This is a genomic window from Streptomyces ardesiacus (genome assembly GCF_003112575.1).
GTDB lineage: Bacteria > Actinomycetota > Actinomycetes > Streptomycetales > Streptomycetaceae > Streptomyces > Streptomyces ardesiacus.
In genome coordinates, this window is sequence record NZ_BEWC01000008.1 from 113,789 (window position 1) to 126,971 (window position 13,183).

Here is a 13,183-nt window from a genome sequence, read left to right on the forward strand (position 1 = left end):
GTGCGTCGTCCGGCGCCCTGCGCGGTCAGTCGCGGACGGCCGCGGTGAAGGCCGTCCAGCTCCCGGGGGAGAAGAGCAGGGCGGGCCCGGCCGGGTTCTTGGAGTCGCGCACGGCGAGCAGTCCGGCCCAGGGGCCGGCCGGCGGACGGGCCGTCTCCAGGCAGTTGTTGGCCCCGGTGCTGTAACTGCTGCGCAGCCACCGGGTGCCGGTCATATCGGTGCTGACAGGGATGTTCCGGGGACGTTCGGACATGATGCCTGGCATGGTGCCTCCTTACGCGCCTGCCGCGGTCGCGGCGATGAAGTCCAACGAGTCCTCGGGCGAAAGGGCATGGATCAGAAGGGAGTTGAAGGCCTCGGTGTAGGCCTCTAGGTCTTCTTTCCGTTCGAGATGCAAGCTACTCGTCAAGTGGTCGAGAACCACCACGTCGAGATCAGAAGTGGTCGAAAAGGAGAAGATTACGAAAGGCCCGGTGACACCGATGTGCGCCCCGGCGGCAAAGGGCAGGACCTGGAGCCGGACGTGGGGGAGCCGCGCGGCCTCGACCAGGCGGGCCAGTTGACGGGCCATCACCCCCGGTCCGCCCACCTCCCGGCGCAGCACCGCCTCGTCCAGCACCGCGCTGAGCGCCAGCGGCGGGTCCGCGCGCAGGACGTCCTGGCGGGCCAGCCGGACCTCCACCAGTGTGTCCAGCCGTTCCTCCGGCAGTCCGTCCACCGCCGCCCGCGTCACCGCGCGGGCGTACTCCGGCGTCTGGAGCAGGCCGGGGACCACCGTGGTCTCCAGGGTGCGCATCGCGCTGGCCTGCGACTCCAGGCTGATGAAGTCGCGGTAGGTCGGGGGCAGCACCCCGCGATAGGCGTGCCACCAGTGGTTGCGCCCGCCGGCGTCCTCGGAGTGCGCCAGCGTCACCAGCAGTCCCCGCAACTGCTCGTCGTCCACGCCGTAGACGTCCAGCAGCAACCGCACGTCGGCCGGTTTCGCGCCACTCGTGCCGGTCTCGATCCGGCTGACCTTCGACTGGTGCCAGCCCACGAGCCGGGCCGCCTCGCCGCTGGTGATGCCCGCCGCCGCGCGCAGGGCGCGCAGTTCCGCACCCAGCTTCCGGCGGCGCACCACGGGACCGTGCTGCATGGGACAACTCCCCCTACTCCCTATGAGCCGCCCGAATACGCTCGGCCGTCGCAGAGTTCACCGCTTCGAGCGACAGATATATGCATATCTTGGTGGATCGCCGCCCTTCACCGGGTCAGTGGTGGCAGTCTGGCGGCGAAGCACCAGTCCGGGACCGTACTCGAACGATCCGCTCCGTGTCGGGCCTGCGGTCCCGTGAGAAAGGGACGACGTGGCCATGGCAGATCATCTGGAAGCATCCGTCACTCTGCCGAGCGATCCCGCCTCGGTGGCCGCCGCGCGGACCTACGCGGTCGGCACCCTGGCGGAATGGGGGCTGCCGGCCGACGCGGACCTGTCCGAGACCGTCCGGCTCGTCGTCTCCGAACTGGCGACCAACGCCGTCCAGCACACGCTGGGGCAGTCGCCCACCTTCACGGTGAACCTCGTCCTCGACCGCGACGAGAGACTGCGCGTCGGCGTCACCGACAGCCATCCGCGCTTCCCCAAGCGCCTGCCCGCGGCCGTGCAGCAGGACAACGGGCGGGGCATGGTGATCATCCGCTGGCTGACCGCCGAGTACGGCGGCAGGCTGCGGGTCCGGCCCACGCGCGAGGGCGGCAAGACCGTCTCGATCGAACTGCCCTGGGCGCCCCCGGGCCGGCCGGCCGCACCCGCGGGGGTGACGGCGGGGCAGAGCGCCGTCACCCCCGCGGGCGGGCTACTTGACCCGGCCGTACCAGACGCTTGAGGTCCAGATCTTCTGCAGGCGCACCACGTCCCCGGTCTTCGGGGCGTGCCAGAGCTTGCCCTTCCCGGCGTAGATGCCGACGTGGTACACGCTGCGGCCCGAGTGGAAGAACACCAGGTCTCCCGCCTTGCGGTTGCCGGGGGAGACATGGCGGGTGTTGTTGTACTGCTGGGCCGCGGTGCGGGGCAGTTTCTTGCCGGCCTTCTTGAACGAGTACAGCGTCAGGCCGGAGCAGTCGAACCGGTAGGGGCCGGTGGCGCCCCAGCGGTAGGGGGCGCCCTTCTTGGAAGCGGCGATCTTGAGGGCTTTCGCCGCATGGGTCGCCGCGGCCGCCTCGGAGGCGACACCGGGGACCACGACGGAGCCGCCCACGGCGGCGAGGGTGAGGGCCGAGGCGGTACCGGCACGAGCCATCAGGGACGGGACACGATTGAGCGCGGACATGCGCAACCCTTCGTCAGCCGCCTGTGAAGGATGACCTGTCGGATTCGGGCTGGCGAAGTTGCCCGGCCGCACGCGTGCGGCTTCACCCCAAGGACCGCTCGGCCCCGGCGTCCGAAAGTCCGGACGGCCGTGCCGGCGACCCGTCGTGCTCGGGTCCTCCACTCCTGCCGATCCACTTCCCTGTCGACCGGTCGTCCGGGCGGCGGCAGGACTCGGCGTCCGCCCGGACCGCCCCGCCGCTGCGGCGGGGGCTTGTCGTCAGTCACGGATCTTGTCCCGCCCCCAGGGGAATTCCCAACGGAACGTGCTCTTTGTGTTGTTACGCGCCGCTCGTCCGATCGGGTTGACGCCTGCGTCGCCGAGGCGCCGTCCCCCGTGCCGGCGGCCCCGGGACCAGCGGCGCAGGGGCGCGTCGCGCACGCGTGGAGCACGGGTGCCGCAACTTGGACCGGTCGCGAATCGGACGTGTTCCTACGCCGAAAGAGGGTACGCCTTTTGGTCCGTTTCGATCCGGTACGTTCCGCTTCGGTCTGTTTCGACCCGAGTGTGCCGGAGCGGACATGCGGGACGTCGCCGACCGAGAGAGGGCATGCCGGAAAGCGCCGACGGCATCGGTAATCACTCGGTCAAAACCGGGTGACGTGGCCGTAACACTCTAGCCGTACTCTGCACCCCGATCCACCTGCGCTTTTGCGGCACCGGTGGGTGCATTCGGGCGCATTCCCCTGTGTTACATCTAGAGCCGTCGCGGTAGCCGCGGCAGCCGGCCGTCCGGTCCTGACGGCATGCCCTGTGAGGTGGTAAATGCAACTGACCCCGCACGAGCAGGAGAGACTGCTCATCCATGTGGCCGCGGACGTGGCCGACAGGCGCCGCGCACGAGGCGTCAAGCTGAACCATCCCGAGGTCGTCGCGCTGATCACCGCGCACATCCTCGAAGGCGCCCGGGACGGGCGCAGCGTCGGCGAACTCATGGCCTCCGGACGCAAGCTGATCCAGCGCGACGAGGTCATGGAGGGCATCCCCGAGATGATCCACGACGTGCAGGTCGAGGCCACCTTCCCCGACGGCACCAAGCTGGTCACCGTCCATGACCCGATCATCTGACGGAGCGGCAGTCGTGATTCCCGGAGAGATCCTTTTCGCCGACGAGCCGGTGGCCTTCAACGAAGGCCGCGACGTGATCCGCCTGACCGTGCTCAACACCGCCGACCGGCCCGTCCAGGTCGGCTCCCACTACCACTTCGCCGAGGTCAACCCCGGTCTCGAGTTCGACCGCGCCGCGGCGCACGGCAGGCGTCTGGACATCGCCGCCGGCACCGCCGTCCGGTTCGAGCCCGGCATCCCCGTCGACGTACGGCTGATCCCCCTCGGGGGCGCCCGTGTCGTCGTGGGGCTGCGCGGCGCGACCGGAGGTGCCCTCGATGCGTGAACTGTCCCGTCCCGCCTACGCCGACCTGTTCGGCCCGACCACCGGCGACCGGATCCGCCTCGCCGACACCGACCTCCTCGTCGAGATCGAGGAGGACCGCTCGGGCGGCCCCGGCCGCTCCGGCGACGAAGCCGTCTTCGGCGGCGGCAAGGTGCTGCGCGAGTCCATGGGCCAGGCGCGTACGACCCGCGCCGAAGGCGCCCCCGACACCGTGATCACCGGAGCCGTGATCATCGACCACTGGGGGATCGTCAAGGCCGACATCGGCATCCGCGACGGCCGGATCACGGGCATCGGCAAGTCCGGCAACCCGGACACCATGGACGGCGTCCACCCCGACCTGGTCATCGGCCCCGAGACCGAGGTGATCGCGGGCAACGGCAAGATCGTGACCGCGGGCGGCATCGACACCCACGTCCACTTCATCGCGCCGGACGCCGTCGACGAGGCCCTGGCGTCCGGCATCACCACCCTCATCGGCGGCGGCACCGGCCCCGCCGAGGGCAGCAAGGCGACGACCGTCACGCCCGGCGCCTGGCACCTCGCGTGGATGTTCGCCGCCGTGGAGTCGAGCCCCGTCAACATCGGCTTCCTCGGCAAGGGCAGCACCATGTCGAAGGAGTCCATGCGCGACCAACTGCGCGCCGGCGTCCTCGGCTTCAAGATCCACGAGGACTGGGGCGCGACCCCCGCCGTCATCTCCGCCTGCCTGGACGTGTGCGAGGAGTCCGGCGTCCAGCTCGCCATCCACTCCGACACCCTGAACGAGGCGGGCTTCGTCGGCGACACCTTCGACGCGGTCGCCGGCCGCACCCTGCACGCCTTCCACGTCGAGGGCGCCGGCGGCGGCCACGCACCTGACATGATCACGGCGGTGTCGCTGCCCAACATGCTGCCGGCGTCCACCAACCCGACCCGGCCGCACACCGTCAACACCGTCGAGGAGCACCTCGACATGCTGATGGTCTGCCACCACCTCAACCCCGCCGTCCCCGAGGACCTGGCCTTCGCCGAGTCCCGGATCCGGCCCAGCACCATCGCGGCCGAGGACATCCTGCACGACATGGGGGCGATCTCCATCATGTCGTCCGACGCCCAGGCCATGGGGCGCATCGGCGAGGTGATCCTGCGGACCTGGCAGACCGCGCACGTGATGAAGCGGCGGCGCGGCTTCCTGCCCGGCGACACCCGTGCGGACAACCTCCGCGCCCGTCGCTATGTCGCCAAGTACACCATCAACCCCGCCGTGGCCCAGGGCATCGAGCACGAGGTCGGTTCCGTCGAGACCGGCAAGCTCGCCGACCTGGTGCTCTGGGACCCCCGCTTCTTCGGCGTGCGGCCACACCTCGTCATCAAGGGCGGCCAGATCGCGTACGCGCAGGTGGGCGACGCGAACGCCTCCATTCCCACGCCGCAGCCGGTCCTGCCGCGCCCGATGTACGGGGCGCTCGGGACGGCTCCCGCCACCAACTCGGTCAACTTCGTCTCCGAGCAGGCCGTCGAGGACGGGCTGGCGGAGCGGCTCGGGCTCGGGCGGGCGTTCGTGCCCATCCGGTCCACGCGCGGCCGGACCAAGGCGGACATGCGGCAGAACGACGCGCTGCCCCGCGTGGAGGTCGCCGCGGACTCCTTCGCGGTGACCATCGACGGCGAACTCGTCGAACCCGCCCCCGTCGCCGAACTGCCGCTGGCCCAGCGGTACTTCCTCTTCTGAGCGCCGGGATGAGCCGCGCAGCACTGCTCGTCCTCGCGGACGGCCGCTTCCCCGCCGGTGGGCACGCCCACTCCGGCGGGGCGGAGGCCGCCGTGCGGGCGGGACGCATCACCGACGCCGCGAGCCTGGAGGCGTTCTGCCGTGGGCGGTTGCACACGAGCGGGGTTGTCGCGGCGTGTGTCGCGGCCGCCGCCGCGCTCGGCGTCGACCCCGGCGAACTCGACCGGGCCGCCGACGCCCGCACCCCGTCGCCCGCCCTGCGGGTGGCGGCGCGCCGCCTGGGGCGGCAGTTGACGCGGGCCGCCAGGGCGACCTGGCCGAGTCCCGAACTCGACGCCGTGGCCGCGCTGTTCCCCAAGGGCGCCCATCAGCCCGTCGTGCTCGGGCTGGCCGCGCGCGCGGCCGGTCTCACGGCGCTCGACGCGGCGTACTGCTCCCTCTACGAGGGGGTGAGCGGGCCCGCGACCGCCGTCGTGCGGCTGCTCGGTCTCGATCCGTTCGACGCGACGGGCGTGCTCGCGCGGCTCGCGGACGAGGTGGACCGGGCGGCCCGGGAGGCCGTGGAGACGGCCGAGCGCGTCGTGACCGACGGGGCCGGCGTGCTGCCCGCGCGGTCCGCGCCGTTGCTGGAGATCGGGGCGGAGGCGCATGCCGCCTGGCCCGTGCGGTTGTTCGCCTCGTAGGTGAGTTCGCCCCCGCCGTCCCTTTCCGTTCCCTGCATCAGGGGCCACGGCCCCTTCCACCCCGCCGGGGGGCCGTGCCCCCTGGCCCCCCTTCGGCCTCAACGGCCCCGTCCCCGCGCGCCGGACGGGCCGGAAGGCCGACCCCGACTTCGACAGGAGCCGTTTCATGCATCTCGACCATCACCACGAAGCCCCGGCCGCCGTCTCCGCCGACGCCCGCCGTCCCGACGGGACCCGTCGGGCGCTGCGGATCGGGCTCGGAGGGCCCGTCGGTTCCGGGAAGACCGCCACCGTCGCCGCGCTGTGCCGGGCGCTGCGGGAGGAGTTGTCCCTCGCGGTGGTGACCAACGACATCTACACCCGTGAGGACGCCGAGTTCCTGCTGAGGGAGGCCGTGCTGCCGCCCGAGCGGATCACCGCCGTGGAGACCGGCGCGTGTCCGCACACCGCGATCCGGGACGACATCTCCGCCAACCTGGAGGCCGTCGAGGACCTGGAGGACGAAGTCGGGCCCCTCGACCTGGTCCTGGTGGAGTCCGGCGGGGACAACCTCACCGCCACCTTCTCCAAGGGGCTGGTCGACGCGCAGGTGTTCGTGATCGACGTGGCGGGCGGCGACGACATCCCGCGCAAGGGCGGCCCCGGTGTCGCCACCGCCGACCTGCTGATCGTCAACAAGACCGACCTCGCGCCGTACGTCGGTTCCGACCTCGCGCGGATGGCCGCCGACGCCAAGGCGGTCCGTGGCGAACTCCCCGTCGTCCTCCAGTCGTTGCGGAGCGAGGACGGAGTGCGCGAGGTCGCCGACTGGGTGCGGGAGCGGATCGCCGCGTGGACCGCGTGACCACGGCCCCGGGCGGCGTCCGGGCGAGCGCCCGCGTGCTCGCCCGCGGCGACGGGCGGGGCGGCACCGCCCTGCCCGTCCTGGAGGGCGAGGGACCCCTCGCCCTGCGGCGGACCCGGGGGAGCGGAGCCGAGGCCCGGGTGATGCTGGTCGGCGCGATGAGCGGGCCGCTCGGCGGCGACCACTTCACGGTGGACGTCCAGGCCCGGAGCGGCGCCCGCCTGCGGGTCGGCTCGGCCGCCGCCACGCTCGCGCTGCCCGGGCAGGACAAGGCCGGAGCCCGCTACGACGTCCGGCTCACCGTCGACGACGGGGCCGAGCTGTGCTGGCTGCCGGAGCAGTTGATCTCCGCCGGGGGCAGCGATCTGCGCCTCACCACGTCCGTCGACCTGGCCGCCGGGGCACGGCTGCTGCTGCGCGAGGAGCAGGTGCTCGGGCGGGCCGGGGAGGAGCCCGGGCGCCTCACCAGCCGTCTGACCGTGCGGATCGACGGGCGCTGCGTCCTCGACCAGGAGCTGGGCTGCGGGCCCGGCGCGCCGGGCGGCTGGGACGGTCCGGCCGGGCTGGCGGGACACCGGGCGGTCGGCCAGGTGGTCGTCGTACGGCCCGAGTTCGCCGACCGGCCACCGGCGGGTTGCGTGTACGAGGAGGGCGCGGCCGTCATGCCGCTCGCCGGGCCCGCCGCGCTGGTGAGCGCCGTGGCGCCGGACGGGCTGCGGCTGCGGCGGCTGCTGGACGGGGCGCTCGTCTCGCTGGACTGAGGTCCACCCCGGTGGTTCCGTCGATCGAACGCGGTTCTCCGTTTATCGGATTGGCAAAGAAGTAGTACTGGCTCTGTTCTCAGGAAAGCCACAGCCGCGAAGATCCCCGTACTTGTCGCGAACACGTACGGGGAGGGCCACTTGAGCAAGAGCAGCATGCGGCGGAGGGCGACCGCGTTCGGCACGGCCGGAGCGCTGGTCACCGCCACGCTGATAGCCGGCGCCGTCTCGGCGCCCGCCGCGAGCGCCGCCCCGGCCGACGGACAGGGGCACGCGCGGGGCTGGGACCGGGAGGCGCGCGGCGCGGCCGTCGCCGCCGCCCGCGCCGCCAGGGCCGGTGTCGACTGGAAGGACTGCGCAGCCGACTGGAACCTGCCGAAGCCCATCCAGTGCGGCTACGTCACGGTGCCGCTGGACTACGCCAAGCCGGACGGCAAGCAGATCAAGCTCGCCGTCGACCGCATCGGCAACACGGGAAGCAAGGGCGAGCGCCAGGGCGCGCTCATCTACAACCCCGGCGGGCCCGGCGGCTCCGGCCTGCGCTTCCCCGCCCGCGTCACGAGCAAGAGCGCGGTGTGGGCGAAGGCGGCCAAGGCCTACGACTTCGTCGGCTTCGACCCCCGCGGCGTCGGCCACTCCGCTCCCATCTCCTGCGTGGACCCCCAGGAGTTCGTCGCGGCGCCCAAGGCCGACCCCGTGCCCGGCTCCGAGGCGGACAAGCGCGTCCAGCGGGGGCTCGCCCGCGCGTACGCCGAGGGCTGCTTCGAGCGCAGCGGCGAGATGCTCCCGCACATGACCACGCCGAACACCGCGCGCGACCTCGACGTCATCCGCGCCGCGCTCGGCGAGACGAAGCTCAACTACCTCGGCGTCTCCTACGGCACCTACCTCGGCGCCGTCTACGGCACCCTCTTCCCGGACCACGTCCGCCGCATGGTCGTCGACAGCGTCGTCAACCCCTCCCGCGACAAGATCTGGTACCAGGCCAACCTGGACCAGGACGTCGCCTTCGAGGGCCGCTGGAAGGACTGGCAGGACTGGGTGGCCGCGAACGACGCCACCTACCACCTCGGCGACACCCGCGCCGAGGTCCAGGACCAGTGGCTGAAGCTGCGCGCCACCGCCGCGAAGGAGCCGCTGGGCGGCGTCGTCGGACCGGCCGAGCTGATCTCCTTCTTCCAGAGCGCCCCGTACTACGACTCCGCCTGGGCGCCGACCGCCGAGATCTTCAGCAAGTACGTGGCCGGTGACACCCAGGCCCTCGTCGACGCCGCCGCGCCCGACCCGTCCGACACCGCGGGCAACGCCTCCGCGGAGAACGGCAACGCCGTCTACACGGCCGTCGAGTGCACCGACGCCAAGTGGCCGGCCAACTGGAACACCTGGGACCGGGACAACACCCGACTGCACCGCGACCACCCGTTCATGACCTGGGCCAACGCCTGGATGAACCTGCCGTGCGCCACCTGGCCGGTCAAGCAGCAGACCCCGCTGAACGTCAAGACCGGCAAGGGACTTCCGCCGGTGCTGATCGTCCAGTCCGAGCGCGACGCGGCCACCCCGTACGCGGGCGCCGTCGAACTGCACCAGCGGTTCAAGGGCTCCCGGCTCGTCACCGAGCGGGACGCCGGTTCGCACGGTGTCACGGGACTGGTCAACCCGTGCGTCAACGACCGCGTCGACGCCTACCTGCTCACCGGCGAGCTGGACGCCCGTGACGTGACCTGCGCCCCGCACGCCACGCCCAAGCCGTAACCGGCCGACGGACGCGCACGCGGTGGGGGCGGCCGGTCCGGCCGCCCCCACCGTCAACGCCGCCCCGCCCAGGCGTCCTCGGCCGCGTAGTCGAAGAGGTCGCCGTACGCCGTGTACATCTCCGGGTAGGCCTCGCGCCAGTCCCGTCCTGCCAGCCGCTCCTCGATGAAGGCCACGGTCCGGGGCAGGGCGTCGGCGTACCGGGCGACCGGGCGGTAGCCCAGCTCTTCCCGTGCCGCGCCCATGTCACACACCACCGGAGCCGGCACGGTCCACGGGGTGTCCCCGACGCCGTCCGCCGGCGGGGGGCCGTCCACCAGCAGGTACTCGGCCTCGACACCCATCACCGCGTCGATCGCCGCCCCGATCTCCGCCACCGTCGGGGCGTCCGGGTCCACCGCGTTCAGGACGCGGGTGCCCGGCCTCGCTGCGGCCAGCCCGATCAGCTCGGCGATGTTGTCGACGCCTGCCGGGTGGAAGCGGCTCGTACCGCCGTACGCGAGTACGCGCTGCCGTCTGCCGTCGAGGTTGCGCTTGACGAAGTACAGCTCCCGCGGAGTCCGGCAGTACGGCCCGTGGACCGCGCCCGCACGCAGCAGGGTCACCGGCAGCCGGTCACCCGCCGCCAGGAGTTCCCGCTCCAGCGCCGCCTTGCGGGCGCTGTAGGAGCCGTTGCCCGGGCGGACGGTGCGCTGCGCCTCCGTGAGCGGCACCGGGTACTCGGGGAAGCCGCCGGGCTCGCCCTGCGTGTCGAAGCCGCGGCCCCTGTCGTCCTCGTAGACCGACACGCTGGAGATCACCACCGCCGAACCGACTCGTCCGGCGAGCGAGACCAACTGCCGTGCGTGCCGCTCTCCGTAGGCCACCACGTCCACCAGCACGTCGCAGTCCCCGCCCACCGCCGCCGCCAGCGCCGCGTCGTCGTCCCGGTCGGCGACCACCGCCCGCACGTCCCCGGACCACCGCCGGTCCCGGTCGCCGCTCCGCGAGACGGCCGTCACCTCCCACCCGTCCCGGGCCAGCGCGTCCACCGCCGCCCGTCCGATCTGTCCCGTCGCCCCGATCACCACCGCACGTGTCATACGGCGACCGTAGGTGCCCCGGCCCCGGCCGGTCACGCCGTTCTGCCGACGGCAGAGGACGCGGCCCCGAAGGCCCCGGCTAACGGCGCGGCAGCCGGGGGAACCTGCGGCCCTCGGCCGCCTTCCTGGCCTCCTCGGCCTTCACGTCCGCGGCGTACCGGTCGACGTACTCCTGGCCGGACAGCGAGAGGATGGCGTAGACGATCTCGTCGGTGACGGCACGCAGCACGGCCTTCTCGCCCTCCATGCCCGCGTAGCGCGAGAAGTCGAGGGGCTCGCCGAAGCGGATCACCACCGGGTGCAGCCTCGGGATCTTCCGGCCCGGCGGCTGTGCCTCGAAGGTGCCGATCATCGCGCAGGGCACGACGGGCACCCGGGCCCTCAGGGCCATCACCGCGACGCCGACCTTGCCCTTGTACAGCCGGCCGTCGTGCGAACGCGTGCCCTCCGGATAGATGCCGAGCAACTCGCCCCGGCCCAGCACACCGAGCCCCTCGCGGATCGCGGCCTGCCCCGCCTCCTTGCCGGAGCGGTCGACGGGGATCTGGCCGGCGCTGCGGAAGAAGAACGCGGTCAGCCTGCCCTTGAGGCCCGGCCCGGTGAAGTACTCGGCCTTGGCGAGGAAGGTGATGCGGCGCTTGAGCACCGCGGGCATCAGGAAGTGGTCCGAGAAGGAGAGGTGGTTGCCCGCGACGATGGCCGCCCCCGAGTCCGGCACATGGTCCAGGCCCTCGATCCGCGGGCGGAAGACGACCCTCAGCAGCGGGCCCAGCAGGACGTACTTGAGCACGTAGTAGAACACGGTGCGTCTCCAGTTCTCCGGGCTCCCGGCCGGTCGTCCGCGACCGGTGACCGATCGTAGCCCGAGGGCGGCGGAACCGGCCGGGAGCGGTTCGGCCGCTCTTCGGTCAACTCGATTGACGCGGCCCACCCCGTCCTCTGTGCTGTCCGGTGGCGGAACGCGCGAAGCCCGGGCGGCGCACGGCCCGCGGCGGGGGCGCGACCGGGGGGAGGGCCGGATGAGCGGCGGATCGGCGCGGGCGGGCGGGGCACCGTGGGCGGAGTTCGGGCGGCACCTGCGCTCCCTGCGCAGGGCGGCGGGGCTCACCCAGGTGCAACTCGGCCTGCGGGTGGGCTACCACCACTCGGCGGTGAGCAAGCTGGAGGCGGGCCTGCGCGAGCCGCCCGTGGGACTGGTGCGCCGGCTCGACACGGTGCTGGAGACGGGCGGGGAACTGGCCGCGATCGTCGCCGCGCCGCGCGAGGCGGCCCGGCGGCAGGACCGGTCCCCGGCCGACCCGGCGCTGTTCGCGCCGCTGCCCGGTGCGGACGCCCCCGGGGGGCAGGGCGCGCCGGACCTCCGGATGTGGCCCGCGCGGCTGCCCGCCGAGGGACTGGTGTGCCCGCTGCACGGCACCGCCGGGTGCGCGGTGCCCGAGCCGGGCGCGCTGCCGGCGCCGCTCGGCGGGCCGGGCCCGGCGGGCGGCCCCGCCCCGGAATGGGCCACCGGAACCGGAGCGGCGGTCGCCGAGGGGGAACTGCTGCACGGCCTCACCGCCGTCCTCGCCTGTCTGATCCGCGAGGCGTTTCGGCACGAGGGCCGGGTGACGGCCGTCGAGGGGCTGCTGCGTGCGCTGGTCCGCTGGGCCCGAGAGGTCAACTCCGCCGGGCGGCTGCCGTACGGGCAGTTGCGGCTCGGCGCGCAGTACGCCCAGGTCGCCGGCCGGCTGCGGATGGAACGCGGGCAGATCGGCGTCGCGATGGCCTGGTTCGGCCACGGACTGCGCTGGGCGGACGCCGTCGAGGACGCCCCGGCCCGCGCGACCCTGCTCAGCGACATGTGCACCCTGGTCCGTCTCGACGGAGACCCCTCGCTGATGCTCGGCTACGCCCGGGGCATCGGCGCGGTGGACGGGCGGCGCCGGTGGACGGCCACCCTGTCGGACCTCTACCAGGCGCGCGGGCACGCCCTGGCCGGCGACGCCGCCCAGTGCCGCCACCACATCACCCTGGCCCGGCGGGGATTCGCCCGCCTCGACCGGCGCGACCACCTGGAGGCGCCGTGGATGGCCGGGGCCGAGGGCGCGATGCGGGTCGACTCGGCCGTCGGCGGGGCCCTGCGCGACCTCGCCGTGGCGACGGGGGACCGTACGGCGGCCCGGCGCGCGGTCGAGGTCACCGCGCGCTCGCGCGCACAGGTGCCGCCCCGGATGCGGAGCGCGCACCTGCTGCTCACCCTGCGCCTGGCGGACAGCCTGGCCTGTGCCGGCGATCCCGGCGCCGCCGTCGCCCTCGCCTCACAGGTGCTGCCGGAGGCCGTGCGCTCGCGCGCCTCGATGGTCGCCGCCGAACTGGGCGGACTGCACACCCGGCTCGCCGGGAAGTGGGCCGACCTGCCGGAGGTGCGGGAGTACCGGGAGCGGCTGCTGGCCGCGGGGGAGTGAGGCGAGGGGCGGGGCCGCCGCGCCCCACGCGCACTTGCCGGATTTTGCCAGGACGGTACCGCGCCCGCGGAGCCGTTGATTCCGGTGCGGCGGGGTGTGAGGGTTCCGCCAGCCCGCGACATGACATGCAACCGACACTCAAGCGACGCGCGTCCGCAC

Annotated in this window: 14 protein-coding genes; 9 read left to right on the forward strand and 5 right to left on the reverse strand. The window is 73.2% G+C overall.

The window, feature by feature from the left end; genetic code table 11:
• Window positions 1-25: 25 nt before the first annotated feature.
• Both Sdi02f_RS25615 and Sdi02f_RS25620 read right to left on the reverse strand, forming a co-directional pair.
• Entirely contained in the window at window positions 26-253 is a 228-nt protein-coding gene (locus Sdi02f_RS25615) for a DUF397 domain-containing protein (protein WP_108934095.1), read from the reverse strand.
• 21 nt (window positions 254-274) lie between these two features.
• Entirely contained in the window at window positions 275-1,135 is an 861-nt protein-coding gene (locus Sdi02f_RS25620; protein ID WP_108934096.1) for a helix-turn-helix domain-containing protein, read from the reverse strand.
• A 217-nt stretch (window positions 1,136-1,352) separates the two neighbouring features.
• Here Sdi02f_RS25620 and Sdi02f_RS25625 point away from each other — a divergent pair, with 217 nt between their 5' ends.
• Window positions 1,353-1,865, forward strand: coding sequence for an ATP-binding protein (locus Sdi02f_RS25625; protein WP_108934097.1), 513 nt, complete (start codon window positions 1,353-1,355; stop codon window positions 1,863-1,865).
• On the opposite strand, the gene Sdi02f_RS25630 is transcribed toward Sdi02f_RS25625, so the two are convergent.
• Window positions 1,836-2,309 (reverse strand): C40 family peptidase, encoded by a 474-nt coding sequence (locus tag Sdi02f_RS25630; RefSeq protein WP_030401848.1) that lies wholly within the window; start codon window positions 2,307-2,309, stop codon window positions 1,836-1,838. The genes Sdi02f_RS25625 and Sdi02f_RS25630 overlap by 30 nt on opposite strands.
• Before the next feature lie 804 nt (window positions 2,310-3,113).
• Here Sdi02f_RS25630 and Sdi02f_RS25635 point away from each other — a divergent pair.
• From Sdi02f_RS25635 to Sdi02f_RS25665, 7 genes are all read left to right on the forward strand, one after another.
• The gene (locus Sdi02f_RS25635; RefSeq protein ID WP_030401847.1) at window positions 3,114-3,416 is read left to right on the forward strand and encodes an urease subunit gamma; all 303 of its coding nucleotides are present in this window, start codon (window positions 3,114-3,116) and stop codon (window positions 3,414-3,416) included.
• A 13-nt stretch (window positions 3,417-3,429) separates the two neighbouring features.
• On the forward strand, window positions 3,430-3,741 hold the full coding sequence (locus Sdi02f_RS25640) for an urease subunit beta (RefSeq protein ID WP_031081865.1): 312 nt from the start codon (window positions 3,430-3,432) through the stop codon (window positions 3,739-3,741).
• Entirely contained in the window at window positions 3,734-5,455 is a 1,722-nt protein-coding gene (locus Sdi02f_RS25645) for an urease subunit alpha (RefSeq protein ID WP_108934098.1), read from the forward strand. Before Sdi02f_RS25640 ends, Sdi02f_RS25645 begins: the two co-directional genes overlap by 8 nt.
• Before the next feature lie 8 nt (window positions 5,456-5,463).
• The gene (locus Sdi02f_RS25650; protein ID WP_030401844.1) at window positions 5,464-6,138 is read left to right on the forward strand and encodes an urease accessory protein UreF; all 675 of its coding nucleotides are present in this window, start codon (window positions 5,464-5,466) and stop codon (window positions 6,136-6,138) included.
• Window positions 6,139-6,304: 166 nt separating this feature from the next.
• Entirely contained in the window at window positions 6,305-6,982 is a 678-nt protein-coding gene (ureG, locus tag Sdi02f_RS25655) for an urease accessory protein UreG (protein ID WP_030401843.1), read from the forward strand.
• A complete protein-coding gene (locus Sdi02f_RS25660; RefSeq protein WP_108934265.1) occupies window positions 6,979-7,743 on the forward strand; it encodes an urease accessory protein UreD in 765 nt (254 codons plus the stop codon). The genes ureG and Sdi02f_RS25660 overlap by 4 nt, the downstream gene beginning before the upstream one ends.
• Before the next feature lie 141 nt (window positions 7,744-7,884).
• A complete protein-coding gene (locus tag Sdi02f_RS25665; protein ID WP_107094274.1) occupies window positions 7,885-9,498 on the forward strand; it encodes an alpha/beta hydrolase in 1,614 nt (537 codons plus the stop codon).
• Between the two features lie 53 nt (window positions 9,499-9,551).
• On the opposite strand, the gene Sdi02f_RS25670 is transcribed toward Sdi02f_RS25665, so the two are convergent.
• Together Sdi02f_RS25670 and Sdi02f_RS25675 are read right to left on the reverse strand one after the other, a co-directional pair.
• Complete coding sequence (locus Sdi02f_RS25670) at window positions 9,552-10,580, reverse strand: NAD-dependent epimerase/dehydratase family protein (RefSeq protein ID WP_108934099.1); 1,029 nt, start codon at window positions 10,578-10,580, stop codon at window positions 9,552-9,554.
• A 79-nt stretch (window positions 10,581-10,659) separates the two neighbouring features.
• On the reverse strand, window positions 10,660-11,382 hold the full coding sequence (locus tag Sdi02f_RS25675) for a lysophospholipid acyltransferase family protein (RefSeq protein ID WP_030401839.1): 723 nt from the start codon (window positions 11,380-11,382) through the stop codon (window positions 10,660-10,662).
• 217 nt (window positions 11,383-11,599) lie between these two features.
• On the opposite strand from Sdi02f_RS25675, the gene Sdi02f_RS25680 reads away from it, so the two are divergent.
• A complete protein-coding gene (locus tag Sdi02f_RS25680) occupies window positions 11,600-13,024 on the forward strand; it encodes a helix-turn-helix domain-containing protein (protein WP_108934100.1) in 1,425 nt (474 codons plus the stop codon).
• Window positions 13,025-13,183 lie beyond the last annotated feature (159 nt).

Excerpts from the sequence above, each read along its gene's own strand:
- Sdi02f_RS25615 (WP_108934095.1), bottom strand. The coding sequence starts at position 253 with ATGTCCGAACGTCCCCGGAACATCCCTGTCAGCACCGATATGACCGGC.
- Sdi02f_RS25620 (WP_108934096.1), bottom strand. The coding sequence starts at position 1,135 with ATGCAGCACGGTCCCGTGGTGCGCCGCCGGAAGCTGGGTGCGGAACTG.
- Sdi02f_RS25625 (WP_108934097.1), top strand. The coding sequence starts at position 1,353 with ATGGCAGATCATCTGGAAGCATCCGTCACTCTGCCGAGCGATCCCGCC.
- Sdi02f_RS25630 (WP_030401848.1), bottom strand. The coding sequence starts at position 2,309 with ATGTCCGCGCTCAATCGTGTCCCGTCCCTGATGGCTCGTGCCGGTACC.
- Sdi02f_RS25635 (WP_030401847.1), top strand. The coding sequence starts at position 3,114 with ATGCAACTGACCCCGCACGAGCAGGAGAGACTGCTCATCCATGTGGCC.
- Sdi02f_RS25645 (WP_108934098.1), top strand. The coding sequence starts at position 3,734 with ATGCGTGAACTGTCCCGTCCCGCCTACGCCGACCTGTTCGGCCCGACC.
- Sdi02f_RS25650 (WP_030401844.1), top strand. The coding sequence starts at position 5,464 with ATGAGCCGCGCAGCACTGCTCGTCCTCGCGGACGGCCGCTTCCCCGCC.
- ureG (WP_030401843.1), top strand. The coding sequence starts at position 6,305 with ATGCATCTCGACCATCACCACGAAGCCCCGGCCGCCGTCTCCGCCGAC.
- Sdi02f_RS25670 (WP_108934099.1), bottom strand. The coding sequence starts at position 10,580 with ATGACACGTGCGGTGGTGATCGGGGCGACGGGACAGATCGGACGGGCG.
- Sdi02f_RS25680 (WP_108934100.1), top strand. The coding sequence starts at position 11,600 with ATGAGCGGCGGATCGGCGCGGGCGGGCGGGGCACCGTGGGCGGAGTTC.